The sequence below is a fragment of the Sporosarcina sp. HYO08 genome (genome assembly GCF_001563475.1).
GTDB lineage: Bacteria > Bacillota > Bacilli > Bacillales_A > Planococcaceae > Sporosarcina.
In genome coordinates this window covers 177,652-194,367 of record NZ_LPUT01000023.1, presented here as the reverse complement: position 1 = coordinate 194,367, position 16,716 = coordinate 177,652, and the positions used below count along the sequence as shown (strand labels likewise).

Annotated in this window: 16 protein-coding genes; 12 read left to right on the top strand and 4 right to left on the bottom strand. The window is 41.9% G+C overall.

The window, feature by feature from the left end; genetic code table 11:
• Positions 1 to 91 precede the first annotated feature (91 nt).
• Positions 92 to 1,009 (bottom strand): DUF1259 domain-containing protein, encoded by a 918-nt coding sequence (locus AU377_RS07975; protein ID WP_253724423.1) that lies wholly within the window; start codon positions 1,007 to 1,009, stop codon positions 92 to 94.
• 238 nt (positions 1,010 to 1,247) lie between these two features.
• Between AU377_RS07975 and AU377_RS07970 the strand changes: the two genes are divergently transcribed.
• The 3 genes from AU377_RS07970 (at position 1,248) to AU377_RS07960 (ending at position 2,738) form a co-directional block, all read left to right on the top strand.
• The gene (locus AU377_RS07970) at positions 1,248 to 1,982 is read left to right on the top strand and encodes a sulfite exporter TauE/SafE family protein (RefSeq protein ID WP_067406651.1); all 735 of its coding nucleotides are present in this window, start codon (positions 1,248 to 1,250) and stop codon (positions 1,980 to 1,982) included.
• Between the two features lie 123 nt (positions 1,983 to 2,105).
• On the top strand, positions 2,106 to 2,555 hold the full coding sequence (locus tag AU377_RS07965; protein WP_067406649.1) for a hypothetical protein: 450 nt from the start codon (positions 2,106 to 2,108) through the stop codon (positions 2,553 to 2,555).
• Positions 2,556 to 2,738 carry a hypothetical protein gene (locus tag AU377_RS07960; RefSeq protein WP_067406637.1) on the top strand — a complete coding sequence of 61 codons (183 nt, stop codon included), beginning with the start codon at positions 2,556 to 2,558 and terminating at the stop codon, positions 2,736 to 2,738. It abuts the gene before it with no gap.
• Between the two features lie 116 nt (positions 2,739 to 2,854).
• Here AU377_RS07960 and AU377_RS07955 read toward each other — a convergent pair whose 3' ends face one another.
• On the bottom strand, positions 2,855 to 4,273 hold the full coding sequence (locus tag AU377_RS07955; protein ID WP_067406635.1) for a sorbosone dehydrogenase family protein: 1,419 nt from the start codon (positions 4,271 to 4,273) through the stop codon (positions 2,855 to 2,857).
• A gap of 98 nt (positions 4,274 to 4,371) precedes the next feature.
• On the opposite strand from AU377_RS07955, the gene AU377_RS07950 reads away from it, so the two are divergent.
• The 7 genes from AU377_RS07950 (at position 4,372) to AU377_RS07920 (ending at position 12,764) form a co-directional block, all read left to right on the top strand.
• A complete protein-coding gene (locus AU377_RS07950; protein ID WP_067406632.1) occupies positions 4,372 to 5,136 on the top strand; it encodes a hypothetical protein in 765 nt (254 codons plus the stop codon).
• A gap of 217 nt (positions 5,137 to 5,353) precedes the next feature.
• Entirely contained in the window at positions 5,354 to 7,477 is a 2,124-nt protein-coding gene (locus tag AU377_RS07945; RefSeq protein ID WP_067406629.1) for an ATP-dependent Clp protease ATP-binding subunit, read from the top strand.
• A 168-nt stretch (positions 7,478 to 7,645) separates the two neighbouring features.
• Positions 7,646 to 8,506 carry a MurR/RpiR family transcriptional regulator gene (locus AU377_RS07940; RefSeq protein WP_067406626.1) on the top strand — a complete coding sequence of 287 codons (861 nt, stop codon included), beginning with the start codon at positions 7,646 to 7,648 and terminating at the stop codon, positions 8,504 to 8,506.
• Positions 8,503 to 9,645 carry a M20 peptidase aminoacylase family protein gene (locus tag AU377_RS07935; protein ID WP_067406623.1) on the top strand — a complete coding sequence of 381 codons (1,143 nt, stop codon included), beginning with the start codon at positions 8,503 to 8,505 and terminating at the stop codon, positions 9,643 to 9,645. Before AU377_RS07940 ends, AU377_RS07935 begins: the two co-directional genes overlap by 4 nt.
• Positions 9,646 to 10,488: a GNAT family N-acetyltransferase gene (locus AU377_RS07930; protein WP_067406620.1), complete on the top strand. Its 843-nt coding sequence runs from the start codon at positions 9,646 to 9,648 to the stop codon at positions 10,486 to 10,488. It abuts the gene before it with no gap.
• On the top strand, positions 10,485 to 11,600 hold the full coding sequence (gene menC / locus AU377_RS07925) for an o-succinylbenzoate synthase (protein ID WP_067406619.1): 1,116 nt from the start codon (positions 10,485 to 10,487) through the stop codon (positions 11,598 to 11,600). The genes AU377_RS07930 and menC overlap by 4 nt, the downstream gene beginning before the upstream one ends.
• A gap of 102 nt (positions 11,601 to 11,702) precedes the next feature.
• Positions 11,703 to 12,764 (top strand): hypothetical protein, encoded by a 1,062-nt coding sequence (locus AU377_RS07920; protein WP_067406616.1) that lies wholly within the window; start codon positions 11,703 to 11,705, stop codon positions 12,762 to 12,764.
• Between the two features lie 160 nt (positions 12,765 to 12,924).
• Here the strand turns inward: AU377_RS07920 and AU377_RS07915 are convergent, their stop codons facing one another.
• Together AU377_RS07915 and AU377_RS07910 are read right to left on the bottom strand one after the other, a co-directional pair.
• A complete protein-coding gene (locus AU377_RS07915; RefSeq protein ID WP_067406613.1) occupies positions 12,925 to 13,779 on the bottom strand; it encodes a manganese catalase family protein in 855 nt (284 codons plus the stop codon).
• Between the two features lie 194 nt (positions 13,780 to 13,973).
• On the bottom strand, positions 13,974 to 14,513 hold the full coding sequence (locus tag AU377_RS07910; RefSeq protein ID WP_067406612.1) for a recombinase family protein: 540 nt from the start codon (positions 14,511 to 14,513) through the stop codon (positions 13,974 to 13,976).
• A gap of 122 nt (positions 14,514 to 14,635) precedes the next feature.
• Between AU377_RS07910 and AU377_RS07905 the strand changes: the two genes are divergently transcribed.
• Complete coding sequence (locus AU377_RS07905; RefSeq protein WP_067406609.1) at positions 14,636 to 16,048, top strand: SulP family inorganic anion transporter; 1,413 nt, start codon at positions 14,636 to 14,638, stop codon at positions 16,046 to 16,048.
• Positions 16,049 to 16,238: 190 nt separating this feature from the next.
• A complete protein-coding gene (gene psiE, locus AU377_RS07900; RefSeq protein ID WP_156450409.1) occupies positions 16,239 to 16,691 on the top strand; it encodes a phosphate-starvation-inducible protein PsiE in 453 nt (150 codons plus the stop codon).
• Positions 16,692 to 16,716: the final 25 nt, after the last annotated feature.

Sequence of the window (16,716 nt, the reverse complement as noted above, 5' to 3'; positions counted from 1 at the left end):
ATAAATAAAAGAACAACCATAAACCAATTCAAAAGGGCAGGTGGGGTTGTTCTTTTAGATTTGCAAAAAAAATTACGGGGAATAGGCTATTTTATTTTCGAACACAAACCTCTCTATCTGTCAGCACACTTAATGCATCCCGTGTTTTTCTTGCAAAGGCAAGTGGTCGATCGATCGATGCCCAGTGCATGTACATGAGACGTGGATTTTCAAATAACCAGTGATTATGAACGGCTGTTACAATAATTCCCTGTCGACGAAGCGCACTTATAAAGGGATTAATTTCCTCCTGAAGTATGACTGTTTCCCCAGCGCAAAGTGCCCGGCCATCATTTGACATTGATTCGAATGTGAACATTTGAGGGATCAGCAGGAAAGAACGGCCGCAGTCGCCAAGAACCTCCGGCTTAATATTGAGACGTGATTTCATGACGATGCATTGCTCATTTTCAAACGTGTGCATTGTGCCGCCAAGAATTCGATTAAATTCATTGCAAATGTCAGCATGTCGGTTTCTTCCCTTAGCATCTAAGCTTCTTGATTGACAATGACAGCGACCGTGGCAGGATTTCGATTCCACGCGGACATCATGTGTTACTAAAACTTTCATAGCATCTCGCACTTTTCTAGCGAAAGTAAGTGGCTGATCGATAGATTCGAAGTGCATATACATCAAGCGCGGTTGGTCAAAAAGCCAATGATTGTGTACCGCAGTGACAATAATGTTATGTTCACGAAGTTTACTCATAAATGGATTAATTTCCTCTTGCAAAATTACCGTCTCACCTAAGCATAAACCTTTGCCGTCGCTATCAAGATTTTCAAACGTAAACGCTTGGGGAATAAACATGAAGGAATCCGCATTTCTCCCCAATACGACTGGGTGGATATTTGTTCTCGACCGAGTGGCTGTACATACCCCGTTTACAACGCCAGCAGTAGCGCCAAGGATCCTTGCAAATTCTTTACAAAGGTTAGATGGATTCATATCCGTATTTCTTTCATTCATTCATAAGCTCCTTCGGAAAATTATTTTATTTGAACAACTTTTTTAGTGTATGCGCAATAAAATAATTGGATTGGGACAGAACATTGTTATGTAACGGGGATGTATATTTAGTGCTAACTAAACTTCTATGAAAAAGGGAGCTAGACAATAGTTTAGACATCGCTTCACATTTTCTTCATAATCTTTCCCTATACTAATTGAAAAGTATGAAAAAAACAGTTTGGATGGTGCTACACCTATGTATGGATTATTGTCGAGATTTAGTGAATCTATTATTCAACCAGTAACGGTTCTCATTCACTCATTTGCAGAATACCCGCTTATTATTGCGCTGCTATTAGGGATCGTTGGTGCAGTTGCACCATGTCAACTGACAGGCAATATGAGTGCGATTACTTTGTATGGAAACCGGACAATCCAGATGAGAACGGACTGGGGTGAAATTTTATCCTTTATGATGGGGAAGGTTGTCGTTTTCAGTTCCATTGGTTTGTTGGCCTGGATGTTCGGTCAGACGTTTGAAACAAAAATGACTGAGTTTTTTCCATTGTTCCGTAAAGTGATCGGGCCACTTATTGTCGGTACGGGACTTGTTCTATTAGGTGTTTTGAAATTGAGGTTTTTACAGCATTTGTCATTGCGCATGCCGAAGCAAATACGAGAAGGGAAGATCGGCTCTTTTCTTTTAGGCGTCAGTTTTTCACTTGCATTTTGTCCGACCATGTTTGTGCTGTTTTTTCTCTGGCTAATGCCGATTGTGACAGCAACTTCCTACGGCTTTGTCCTTCCTGCAGTTTTCGGGATTGCAACGTCACTGCCTTTACTGCTTCTATTTTTTATCATTTGGTTTTTCGATATGGACCGCCGTATTATGCGGAAAAGCGTGAGCGTTGGAAGAGTGATTCAACGGGTTGCGGGCTTGATTCTTGTAATGATTGGTCTTTTTGACACGATTACTTTTTGGGGGATCTAACAATCTTAACAATATCTTGATAATTCCCCCATAAGTTCTGAACATTGCTGGGGTATATTATAAGTAAGGGAAAGGAAAAAGTTCCATACCTTTCCACTTATGATATACCTGGAGTGAGTTCTGATGAAGAAATGGTTGATCATAGCGGGTTTTGTCGTTGCATTTGCCATCGGATCACTATCATCGGGGTTATTTTTTCCAGCAAAAGGAAATTATAACGGATTTAACGATGCAATGTACAACAGGGGCAGTGAAGGTCACATGATGTACTACGGCCATGGACCTGGAATGATGAACAGAATGGGCAATTCAAACGGAATGCACGGGATGGGGTATTCAGAAATTCCCGGGCATATGATGGGCAACTGGAACGGAAATCATATGCACATGATGGGGAACATGCATGGCGGCGCAATGTATGGACAGATGCCGATGATGCCTGGAATGATGGCTGATTTTTTCGGTGAAGCCGCCAAAGCATTAGATATGCCGGCGGATCAGCTGCAATCCGAGCTGCAAAGCGGAAAATCGCTTGGCGCCATTGCAGAACAAAAAGGATTAATGAAAGAATAATTGATTGAAAAGTTTGAAGACGCGGCGATTCAACATCTTGAGAGATTCAAACAAGAGGGCGGTTTGTCGGCCGCTGAGCAAGAAAGAGTGCTTGTTTATATGCGTGAAAATATTGACATGATGGTTGACGCGCCTGGAATGTTTGGTTGCTACGGCTATGGGTTGTCAAACTACACTCGTTAATTAATTTCACCTTACAATATGCCTGCGCCAGGAAGTATTCAGACAAAACACGTCAATGTTCTTTTGTGTAGTGTTTCGAATGGTCATAAATACACCTTGCGCAGGACCTTGCAATATCAACCCCGAACAACTTCAAAAATAGTTCCCTGGTTTAAATCCGCCACTTTTGTAGAGCCATAAACCCCTAAATAAAGTCTGGTCTGATCCAAATTCGTTCCCAAACTAACATAATAAGCGGAACTAGCACCGAAGTCATGTTCGGTTTCAATTACACTGTAATCATTGAGTTTGCAATCTGCTCTGACGCTTGTATAAGCCAAAGCACCTCTAGCTGGAGGCGGGGAATCTTCATTTCGTGCAAGGTCAGTAAAAATAACACTTCCAGCTAAGTCGGGGATGCCATTTCCCATATAAACTTGCACGCCTGTTAATGCAGTTCCCCCAAACTTATCACCCCGAGGTTCACGGTGATAATAACTCGTTAAAGGCTGAAGACGCCCTGCCGAAGTTTTTACTGCTTCATCATAATAAGCAATTGTTTTCTCCTCCAAAGTTGGGTTTCCAGAGCAGCCCTTCATAATCGAAGTTGGAAAATCACCTTCCCATCCTCGCCATCCAAAGTTCACCAATCCTTCTTGATCCATTTCAGATTTCAATACGGAGGCTCGAACAAGCTCAGTAACCGGTACTGGTTGATATTGAATGAATGAAAAAATCGACTCTACCAAATCCTGTCCGACATTTCCGACATATTTGATATACTGATTGTAGAACCTTTGAAATGTAATGCCCGGTATATTGCGAACACCTTTGGCCATGACCGTCAGTGTTTCCTGAATTGGAATCGGAAGCTCATCAAAACGTGTGACGACGGGTAGATGGGAGATAAATAAATTCTTCCCCACATCAATTTCAATGATTTTACCGGCGATTTCCATGTCATTTTGGCTTAAATTAAAGGGATCATAGCCCAATCCGCCATCCCCGGTTGTTAAAATAAGTTTTCCGGTTTCGGGTGAAAAGTTTAGGCTGTTAACACCATTATGATTAGAAAATGGCCTTCGTAAGTTCAGTAGTGTTCGTCGCTTTTGAGGTTGGCCATTTGATTGGACAATCCATTCTTCAACTGTATCAATATGATCATATTGCGTTTCTCTATTGTTCCACCTTACGTTTAACGTTTCCGGATTGCACGGATCTGGAGTGAAACGTCCGGGAAGTGCACCAGGACCTTGAGACCCAGCTACTGAATAATGAAGATAAAACAAGCCGTTATAGTAAAATTGGGGATGAAACGCCAGTCCAAGTAATCCCCGTTCATCATATCCGCCACTGGAAGCACCGAGTTGTAAAATTCGCGAGCGAATGTCTAAAAAAGTCCTGATTTCACCGTTTCCTAAGTAAAAGATTTCTCCGACCTGGGTTGCAATGAATAATCTTTCCATGGAATCGCCCGGAAGTATCGTTGTTTTTAAAACGGTCGGTAAATTGATATTTCTTACAAGGGGTTGTAAACGAACCTTCACTTTTTTCAACGAACTTTTCATCCCTTCTTTTTTGTTACCTTTTATAAGAATATGATGATGACGATTCTATTAGTCTCAAATATGCCAATCAATCAGGGGGAAGTCCAATGAGTCCAATTGAGCTATTGGTAATGATGATTTTCGGCAGCATACTTATACTGATCCTTACCATTATGTGGTTCATATTTCGCAAGAAGAAAAAAATTGCCTTCACAGTGACTGTTATTTCTGTCCTTGCCTTCGTTTTATTTTTTGCATTACGCCCTTACTATATAAAACATCAACATGCTGAGCGATATGTGATAGTAGCCGATTATTTACATGAACAATATCCAGAATATTCGTTTGAAATATCTCCGAAAGTGCTAAAAAAAGGTGATTATCCCTATCAATATCGTGTCGAAGCAAATGGTTATAAATTTCGCAATGAAATTTTCCGTGTAGATCAAGATGGTTCTGTCAGATTCACATCTTTTACTACGCTAGATTTAGGGAATGAAAATGAACTAGATGAATTACTAGTAGTATGGAGTTATGAACAGCCTTTTGAATATCTTGAGCGTCATGTAGAACTTGAAGAAATCGCGCGACACGAGGAAAATGCATTTTTAGTACGACTAATGCGTGTAGATGGAGAAGTGATGTTATATAACTATTTGAAATATGATGGAAAGTATTTTTTTGCGCAGGCGAATCGTTTAGACGAGCATCATACGATTGAAATGAATGTATCACCTAGACATGACGAAAATTATTATGTGTTGGCGACCTTGCCTGGATTTAATGAGGAACATTGGAAAAAAATAAATGGGACGGCAGCTAAAATTGAATTTACGGGGGAATCTCCTTCAATATACGTTGTGCCAAAATAAGAAAGTATGTTGAGAATCCCTAAAATACAAGAAAAGACAAATCGCTTTTTGGATTAAATTCCCGAGGCGATTTTTTATTAGAAAAATATAGTTGATCAAAAAAGATCAAACAAAACCCTTGAAAGTCAAAAAAGGTCAGTGTATAATCAGATTATAAGTCAAGGTTAGTCAAAGTCAGATCGGAAAAATCAAAGAAAATTTAAAGGAGGAACTGATGATGAAATGTCAACAATGTCAACGAAACGCAGCAAGTGTGAGCTTAAGACTTCAGGTGAATAATCAACGGATGCAAATGAACTTGTGTCAATCTTGTTTCCAAGACATGCAAGGACAATTGAACGCTGGCAAAATGCCGTCATTTGGCAATGATGCAAATCAGTTTTTCCAAGCGAACGGAAGCAAACAAGCGCGTACGCAAACAAGACAAGTCGACGAACAGCAAGGCGATGGTCTATTAGATCAATTAGGTAAAAATATTTCGGATGACGCAAGTCAAGGACTCATCGACCCAGTCATCGGACGCGATCAAGAAATCAAACGTGTGATTGAAACATTAAATAGAAGAAATAAAAACAACCCAGTCTTAATTGGGGAGCCGGGTGTCGGTAAAACAGCGATTGCGGAAGGGCTTGCGGTGAAAATTCACGAAGGTGATGTACCTGCGAAGCTTCTGAACAAAAAAGTGTATTTGTTAGATGTCGCTTCACTCGTTACGAATACAGGGATTCGCGGTCAGTTTGAAGAGCGCATGAAACAATTAATTGACGAGCTACAAAATCGAAAAGATGTCATTTTATTCGTCGATGAAATTCATTTGCTTGTCGGGGCAGGATCGACAGAAGGTTCGCAAATGGATGCAGGCAATATTTTAAAGCCAGCATTAGCACGCGGCGGCTTGCAGTTGATCGGTGCAACGACGTTGAAAGAATACCGTCAAATTGAAAAAGATGCAGCGTTAGAGCGCCGTTTCCAACCAATTATTGTGAAAGAGCCATCCGCAGAAGATACAGTCAAAATCTTGAACGGCATTAAAGATCGTTACGAAGACTTCCATGAAGTTCATTATTCCGATGAAGCCATTGAAGCATTTGTTACACTGTCCCAACGTTACATTCAAGATCGATTCCTGCCGGACAAAGCAATCGATTTAATGGATGAAGTGGGCGCACGCTTAAATCTAAAACAAACGTCAGCTGATTCTCATGCGATTCAAAAACGTTTGGATGAAATCGTCGTCCAAAAAGAACAGGCGGCAGAAGTGGAAGACTATGAAAAAGCCGCACATTTACGCCATGAGGAAATTCAACTGCGCAAACAGTTAGAGAAAGCGAAAGAAAACGGAGAAGTTGAAAATACAGAAGTGACAGTTGCTGATATCGAGCTAATTGTAGAAGAGAAAACGGGAATCCCTGTCACAAAACTGCAAGCGACGGAACAGGCGAAAATGAAAGATCTCGCTGACAATCTTCGCAAAAAAGTCATTGGGCAAGAAGAAGCAGTCGACAAAATTGCGAAAGCAGTTCGACGCAGCCGTGCAGGACTGAAATCGAAAACGCGTCCGATTGGATCGTTCTTATTCGTCGGTCCAACAGGTGTTGGTAAAACAGAAATCACAAAAGTGCTCGCCGAGGAGTTATTTGGTTCACGTGACGCACTCATTCGCCTCGATATGAGTGAGTATATGGAAAAACATTCGGTGTCCAAAATTATCGGTTCACCTCCAGGGTATGTCGGACATGAGGAAGCGGGTCAGTTGACGGAACAAGTTCGCCGCAACCCGTATTCGATTTTACTCCTTGATGAAATTGAAAAAGCACATCCAGATGTGCAAAATATGTTCCTACAAATTATGGAAGACGGCCGTTTGACCGATTCACATGGCCGCACGGTAAGCTTCAAAGATACGGTCATCATTATGACAAGTAACGCAGGAACAGGGGATAGAAGAGTAAGTGTCGGATTCAATCAACCAGCACATGAATCTGTGACGAAGTTGGAAACGTTAGGGGATTACTTCAAACCTGAATTCCTCAACCGTTTCGATGCAATTGTTTCATTCAATGAATTAACGGAAGAAAACTTGCTTGAAATCGTAGATCTAATGCTTGTTGAGTTAGAAGAAGCAATTGAAGAAAACGATATTGCCATTACGATTTCTCCTGAAGCCAAACGAGCATTGGTGAAACTTGGTTACGATAAACGCTTCGGTGCTCGTCCACTTCGCCGAATGATTCAAGACAAAATCGAAGATCCATTAACAGATTTGATCTTGGAAGAAGAAAATGTTGTGAATGTGCATGTCGATGTTGTGGATGAAGAGATTGTTGTGAAACGGGTATAATCGAGAAGCCTCACTGAAAAAATTCAGTGAGGTTTTTTATTTACTGCAAAAGTTCAGAAAAGATATTGTAATCTGGGAACTTTTATGATAAGTTATTCACAATCAATTATGAAGTTTAAACTTCATTTCTTGGGAATGAAATGCAAAAACTTCAAGTGGTGATCAATTATGAAATTACTAGATCTCGTTCACGAGCACTTTAATAACTTATCGAAAAGCCAAAAAAAAGTTGCCACTTATGTGCTAGATCATCCGCGAAATGTCGCAATGTCTTCGGCGCAAGAAATTGGCATGGAAATCGGCGTGAGTGAAACGACGGTGATCCGCTTTTGTTATCGTATCGGACTGTCCGGTTATGCCGAATTGCAGAAGACCATACGAGAACAGCTATTGTTCCGTGAAAGTAGCTTGTACACGTACCAGCAAACGAAGCTTGAACTGGAGAAGGAATCCCCTTTTTATGAACAGGTGATGGAGCAAGACTGTCGGACCATTACGGAAACGATTAAGCAAATTAACGAGCGTGATTATGAAAAAGCGATCGATGCTCTTTCCAAAGCGGAAACAGTTTATATACTCGGACTTAGGTCGTCCCACGCCGCGGCAACCTGGCTATCCTATACACTTGGGCTTGTCAGGCATGACGTGCGGCTCATTCGGATTGAAGCGGAAGATGTGATTCGAACGCTGAGTACGATGACGGACAAATCCGTATTGATCGCGATATCTTTTCATCGCTATTTAAAAGAAACGATTAGAATTGCTGAATTGGCACGGGAGCAAAATGCTTATGTCATTGCGATTACAGACTCATTGCTCTCGCCGATTCATGCACATAGTGATGTGCTGTTTCCGATTTATTCACCGAACAAGTCTACATTAGATGCGACAGCTTCTTTGTTTTCATTTATGAACGCGATTGTTGCCGGGTTATCGGTGAAGGAAAAGGAACAATTTGACCAAAGCCAAAGAAGTTATCAATCGTTGAAAAGTGATTTTTTATTTGTTAAAGGAGCGGAGAAAAGATGAAAAGGGTATTGCAAGAAATTAAACCGTTGATCGAGAAAGTATTCGATCACTTACATACACATCCTGAAATTAGTTGGCAGGAAGTCGAGACGACGAAATATTTAGAGCAGCTTATCAAAAACGAAGGGTACGAAGTCACAACATTTGAAGATTCAACGGGGCTCGTTGTGATGGCTGGGGAAGGAGAACACTGCGTCGGGCTCCGCACAGATATCGATGCACTTTGGCAAGAAGTAGACGGTGTTTACCAAGCCAATCATTCTTGCGGACATGATGCGCATATGACGATCGTATTTGGGGCGCTGCTCGTTTTGAAAAAACTCGGCTATCCGAAGAACGGCCGCCTGAAAGCGCTGTTCCAACCAGCGGAAGAAAAAGGAACAGGCGCCTTGGCATTTGTTGATAAAGGGCTCGTTGATGATGTCGATTACTTATACGGCCTACATCTTCGCCCGATCCAAGAAATCGGTCATGGTTACTCCGCACCTGCACTTTTTCATGGCGCTGCGAAAATGTTGAAAGGGTCCATTATCGGAACGGACACGCACGGGGCAAGACCCCATCTTGGACAAAATGCCATTGAAGTGATGGCTTTACTCGTACAAGCGATCCGTTCCATTCATGTCGACCCGATGGTACCGCATTCGGCAAAAATGACGATGTTCCAAGCGGGCGGGGAATCGGCGAACATTATACCTGGAAACGGTGTCTTCAGTATCGATATGCGCGCGCAAACGAATGATGTGATGGACAAGTTGTTGGAACAAGTGCAATCAGCCATCGATTCCGTTGCGAAGATGACTGGCGTGGACATTCAATGTGAATTGCTCACTGAAATTGCGGCTGCCGAAGTGGATGAAACGGCCACTGACATAATGGCTCAAGCGATTACCGATACGGTCGGCGAGTCCTATCTAGCGCCGCCGATTGTCACGCCAGGCGGAGAGGACTTTCATTTCTACACATTGAAACGTCCTACTGTGAAAGCAACGATGCTTGGCCTTGGCTGCGATCTATCGCCTGGCCTCCATCATCCGAACATGACGTTCAACAAAGATAGTTTGCTGACGGGAATTGAAATTTTAGCCCGTGCAGTCATCCATACATTCGAACGGTTAGACCAAAAGGACGTGAACTGAATGAAACCAACCATTATAACGCGCAAATTGGAAACCATTGAAGAACTAAGGCTCGTTCAATCTCTCGAAAAAACAGTGTGGGGGATGGACCCGATTCCAATCCACCAGACGTATACTGCGATTACGAATGGCGGTTTAATGTTAGGTGCTTTTGACGGTGAGAGACTCGTTGGTTTTTCGTATAGTTTTACGGGATTTGCAAACGGTAAAGCGTATTTATGTTCGCACATGTTAGGGGTTCATCCAGATTACCAGCTCATGGGAATTGGCAAACTATTGAAGGATGAGCAGCGAAAGCTTGCAAAGGAAATGGGCTATGAATTAATTACATGGACATTCGATCCGCTGGAAAGCCGTAACGCCTATTTGAATTTGTCAAAATTATACGGGATATGCAGTATTTATTTAGAAAATTGGTACGGAGAAATGGAAGACGGATTGAACAAAGGTTTACCTACAGATCGCTTTAAAATCGAATGGTGGATTGCAAGTGAAAGAGTGGAGAAAGGCTGGGTGCCGACACTCGATCGTTTTGAACGTCCATTCACGGTAGGAAAAACGGAACAAGGATATCCAGTTCTCGAATGGGATGAACAGAACGTACCGACTGATGTTGACGGCTTAGAAATTCCAGTCCCAGATCACATTCAGTTGATCAAAAGCAGTGAGCCAACCCTTGCATTAGATTGGCGATTGAAAATTAGAAAGATCTTCCAGACATTATTCCAAGCAGGCTATGCATTAGTCGGTGTAAATCGATCTAAGGCGGGCGTTCACTATTACCAAGTAATAAAAAGAAGCACAATCCCATTAACTACGAGTGAAAGAGGAGATATACAATGATCATCAAAGAAATTAACATCCGAAAAATGAAAATGACGATGAAGCATCCATTTACAACAAGTTTTGGTACGATGCAGGAAAAAGATTTTCTATTAGTAGAGGCAAAAGATGAACTCGGCAATTCCGGCTGGGGCGAGTCTGTCGCATTCCATTCGCCTTGGTATAACGAAGAGACACTTGAAACGAATTTGCATATGATTCAAGACTTTCTCATTCCACTCGTGTTAGGTACAACAGTTGGTCATCCAGATGAAATAAGTGAACGTTTCCGTCCCATCCGACAAAATAATATGGCCAAATCAACTGTAGAAGGAGCGATTTGGGATTTATACGCGAAAAGAAATCAACTGACATTGGCAGAAGCGCTAGGCGGAAAGCGTGACAAAATTGAAGTTGGTATAAGCGTCGGCATTCACGAAAATGTCGAAGACTTGGTCCAAACGGTTCGTGGTTTTGTGGAAGAAGGGTACAAGCGGATCAAAGTGAAAATCAAACCAGGGTATGATGTCGAAGTGATGCGTGAGCTGCGGAATCAGTTTCCAGATGTACCGCTCATGGCGGATGCGAATTCAGCTTATACGCTGGAGGATGTTGAGCTGTTAAAACAACTGGATGAATTTAACTTAACGATGATTGAACAACCGCTTGCTTCAGATGATATTATCGATCATGCGACTTTACAAAAACAAATGACAACGCCGGTCTGTTTGGATGAAAGTATTCATTCGCTTGAAGACACACGTAAAGCACTTGAGCTCGGCAGTACGAAAATTATCAATATTAAAATCGGCCGCGTCGGCGGTTTGACAGAAGCGAAGAAAATTCATGATTATTGTATGGAAAAAGGCATACCGGTTTGGTGCGGCGGCATGTTGGAATCTGGGATTGGGCGTGCCCATAATGTTGCGCTAACGACATTGCCGAACTTCGTGTTACCTGGTGATACGGCTGGTTCGTCCCGTTATTGGGAAGAAGACATCATTTCACCGGAAGTTGTCGTGGAAGACGGTTATATTACAGTGCCGACTGCATATGGGATTGGTTATGAACCGAATTTCGACGCAATGGATAAGTTCACGGTTGAACAATACCGTTATCAAGCAGCTAAATAATGATTATGTGGGTGGACCTCCACCCACATGATTTATTGCATAATAATTATTCGGAATATTCAGATACCGGATTAGGTCGAAAATTTAGATGGGGGAAATTTTATGAGAAAAAGTTTTCAAATGGGTGCAGCTTTTATCGGTGTCATTGTCGGTGCCGGATTCGCATCGGGACAAGAAATTTTACAATTTTTCACAAGCTTTGGTGCAATGGGCATTGCGGGCTCTGTTGTTGCAGCGGTATTATTCGCTTTTATCGGAATGAATTTAACACAATTAGGCAGCCGTTTGCAAACGACGTCGCATCAAAAAGTGATTTATCATATTTGTGGTCGTTATTTAGGGGTTGTGATTGACTTCATCATTACGTTTTTCTTATTCGGTGTGACGGTTGTCATGTTTTCAGGAGCCGGTGCCATTTTTGAACAACAATTTGGCGTACCGAGTTTCATTGGCAGTATTTTGATGGCTGCCGTAACGATTATCTCTTTGACTTTCGGTATCCAAAGAGTCATGTCCCTTATCAGTGCGTTCACACCATTTTTGTTGTTAATTGTTATTGGGATCACCGTCTATTCGGTATTCAATTTTGATTTTGCATCAGCGGATCTACAAGCGGCAAGCGATAGCCGAGGTGCTTCTCACTGGCTGTTAGGAGCGGCGTTATATGTTTCTTATAATATTGCCGCCGGCGCTGCGATGTTGACCGTAATGGGCGGAACGGTAAAGGACGAAAAAGTTGCGGCTTGGGGAGGTATTATCGGTGGACTGGGTCTTGGTCTACTCATACTTCTTATCAACGTTTCCATGTTGACACAATTGAAGGAAATCGCTTCTGTTCCAATGCCAATGTTACTGCTCGCGGGTAGTATGAATCCAGTGGTAAGTATAATCTTTTCCATTATTTTACTTGGTATGATTTATAATACGGCTGTCGGTATGCTCTATGCATTTACGGCACGGATCGTCCCAAGAGATACAATGAAGTTTAAGGGAGCTGTTGTTGTATTCGGCGCAGCCGCATTTGGAGCAAGCTTTGTTGGGTTTATCACGCTTGTCGGAACGGTCTACCCAGTCATGGGGTACTTGGGCTTTACGCTGATCGGCGCGATTGTCTTAGCTTGGGTGAAGAAAAAAAGAGCATCGGTCGTGTTGGAAGAGAGCTGAAAAAGATGAAAAGTGCATGTGGATGAAGTCGAAAAAGACCTCTACCGGATATTTGTTGGGTAGAGGTCTTTTGACGGGTTAAAATCAAAAGACTGTAAACAAACTCGATTTTTTGAGTTTGTTTACAGTCTGAAATCTGCTCTAAAGAGTGAGTCATTTCTTATCTATTCAAATCGCTGATTCCTGGGGCGTGCTCATTTGGCATTTCAGGCATAACAGGAACTGGATAACCTTCAGGTGGAGGAGTAACTTGAAGTTCTCCGCCATTCCTGCTTGGGGATTTTCCAGAGAAAACGTCTGCAATTAGGGTATCATCCAGCCTGAAGTTAAACTGGGCATTGTGGAAGCCCATATCTACATACTTCCGGCATTCAGGGTATTTATTGATATCGTAGTTTGGAACCGGGAACAATTTCCCCCATTCTACTCCAAGTGTTTCAAGTGCTTTGGCAAAAGCATTTTGATGCGCATTGTCGCGAACGATTAGAAACGCCAGTGTTTCCCTAAACGTTTTGTTGGAACTCATTTCATAGATTCTTGACTTTTGCAAAACCCCAGTTGATTCCAATACAAGGTTATCCAGTAAGTCTCCTATCAAATTCCCGTGGCTGTACACCCAGGACCCATTCCACGGGTTTCCTGCCGCATCCACTGGAAGAGAAGCCTGCGCGCCTACTATATAATGATGGGGGTTGGCGTGGGTTACCGGATCTTGCAATGGCGCTCCGCTTGGACTGTCGTTTCCTACTCCAGGTTCCCCAGATTCATTTAGCAAATGGTTGATGGTCGTTTGCACAAGTTCAACATGCGCAATCTCCTCTAAAAAAATTCCTCGGAGCAGATCTCGGTATTTTTTCTCCTTGCCCCGGAAATTTGAGCTCTGGAAAAAGTACTGCATCATGGTGCGCATTTCTCCAAAGTGTCCGCCAAGTATTTCCTGCATGACCTTCGCTGCAGCTGGATCAGGTTTGTCAGGGACAATAATATTAATTAAATCTTCCTTATAAAAATACATGGTTTACCCTCGCTTTCACATCTTATAGGCATCGGCAATGTCCTTTATGTTGGCTTATTGTAAACAAGGTATACGTATTGCTTGGTTTTCAATCAGTCTTATAAAAAGGAATCCGTTCATGGCGACGATCTTTACAAACAAAAAACACTCCTTCGAAATGAGGGAGTGTGTCATTAGAAATGATTGCTCTTGTTTTATACTTTTGAATCCAAATAACGATAAAGGGTTGATTTACTAATCCCTGTTTCATTTTTAATATCATGCAAGGTATATTGCTTACTTTTATACATTTCAAATGCCTTTTCTAAGTTTACATCCGACTTTCTAGGGCGACCGATAGTTTTGCCTTGTTTAATGGCCGCTTGAATGCCGAAAGTGGAGGCGTGGCTAATAAAAGTTGATTGCAATGAAGTGAAAAATTGTGTCCAAGTAGAAAGATTGCCTTCTTGGATCGTTCGATTTGTCAGTTCTTCATCGATGAAATGAATCGTAACGCCATCCCGCTCGGCAAGGCGGAGTAAGTCTAGAAAGTGATGCAAGGAATCGGCCAACACTTCGATATTTTGGACAACTATTTCATCTCCACTTTCCACCTTCATCAACAAATTTTCCAATTCATGTCTTTTTTTGGCAAAGCCATGCGTTTCACTAAACATTTCATCTATTTCTATATGTGCAAGTTGCTGCGTCATTTTTTGATCTTCCAAAATGGGACGCTGATAGCCAAATTTCATCTTCTTTCACTCCTGGTATTCCCAAAAACATTCCTTTTTGGGAATGAAAATGTTATGCTATGAACGTTCCTAAAACGATATTCGGGGGAAACCACTTCTATCATAACTAAAGGAGAATCTGGATGCAATTATATAGGAAACAATGGTTCGGCAATATAAGAGCTGATATTTTAGCTGGGATTGTTGTAGGTTTGGCGCTCATTCCGGAAGCGCTCGCATTTTCATTCATTGCAGGTGTAGACCCGCGTGTAACGTTATATGCTTCATTTACAATTGCGGTCGTCATGTCATTTGTCGGCGGACGACCGGCGATGATTTCTGCTGCGACTGGGGCAATGGCACTTGTTGTCGTCAAGCTCGTTGCGGATCATGGCCTGCAATATTTATTGGCTGCAGGCATTTTAACGGGTATTCTTCAATTTTTATTTGGGGTTTTTGGCGTGGCGAATTTAATGCGTTTTATTCCGAATTCGGTCATGCTTGGGTTTGTCAATGCGCTCGGAATTATGATATTCATGGCGCAACTTCCCTATCTTGTCGGGGAAGGGTGGATCGCTTACCTTTTCGCAGGTGTGACGCTTGTTCTTGTATATGCGATTCCGCGGTTTTTTACGCTCATTCCAGCACCGCTCATTGCGATTGTTGTTATGACCGCGATTGCGATGTTCAGTGGTGCGCCGATGAAATCAATTGGGGATCTTGGAACGATGCCAGATACGCTGCCAATCTTTTTCTTGCCTGATATCCCGCTGAACTTTGAAACGCTGAAAATTATTTTGCCGTATTCTTTTGCGCTCGCAATTGTTGGATTGTTAGAGTCGTTAATGACTGCGCAGGTTTTAGATGATATGACCGATACGGGCAGCAACAAAAATAAAGAAGCGCGCGGGCAAGGGATCGCCAACTTCATCAATGGTTTCTTTGGCGGCATGCCGGGCTGCGCATTAATTGGACAATCGATCATTAATGTGAAATCAGGCGGACGCGGCAGACTTTCGACTTTTGTTTCGGGTGTTTTTCTTCTGTTCCTCATCCTTGTGTTAGGTGACGTTGTTGTGGATATTCCGATGCCGGTACTTGTTGGTGTGATGATTATGGTGAGTGCGACGACATTTAATTGGGGTTCGTTCAAATTTCTTGTCCAAGCACCGCGTGCAGAGTCACTCGTTATGATCGTTACGGTCGGCATCATCATTTATACGCATAATTTGGCAATCGGCGTTGTCATCGGTGTTATTTTAAGCTCGCTCTTTTTTGTTGCAACGGTTTCACATGTAAAAGTGAAAAGAGCAGGCAATCGGTATGTCGTGGAAGGACCACTTTTCTTTGCCTCCACAATGCGATTTACAAAGGCTTTTGAACAAATAACAGATGATACGATTGTAATCGACTTTGCGAGCAGTAACCTTTGGGATGAATCGGCAGTTGGGGCAATTTTGAAAGTAAAAGAAAAGCTGGAGCAAAAAGGGAAAAAGGTTGAGTTAATCGGTTTTAATCCCGCAAGTGAAAAACTCTATAATCAGTTAATCACTTAAGGAACGATCGTGAAATGAATGATTAGAGGTTATTCCAGAAGTGCTTGGCACTTCTCGGATAACCTCTTTTTGTGTTTCTGTAATTAACCAAAAGTTAATTCGAATGTAAACCTTTAGTTTTTATTCGACTTAGATCATTGACAAATGATTTTTCTAGCACTTATAATGAGACAAATTATCGGAGGGAGAAATGTATATGGTAAAGAAAAAGTACACGCAGGCATTGCAAATGTTCCCGATTGCCCTACAAATGTTCTTAAATATCATGCTCGTTTTTCTTGCCATTATTTTATCTATTGTCCTCATAAAAGAGCTATATGTTTTTGGACAATTACTGATCACGGGCGATCATACTGACTATAACGCATACTTGGCGAATATTTTGATCTTCTTTTTGTATTTTGAGTTTATCGCTATGATTGTCAAATACTTTAAGGAAGACTATCATTTCCCGCTTCGGTATTTTATTTATATCGGTATCACCGCGATGGTTAGGTTAATCATCGTTGAACATGATCATCCAATCCATACATTGTTCTATTCATTTGTCATCCTTATTTTAATCATTGGCTATTTTATCATCAATATGACACCGCGTGATCGTCCGGATAGTGGCTGGTATTTTAAAAAAAGTTCCAAGTAATTTGTAGTGAGAAGTCTAAACGAAT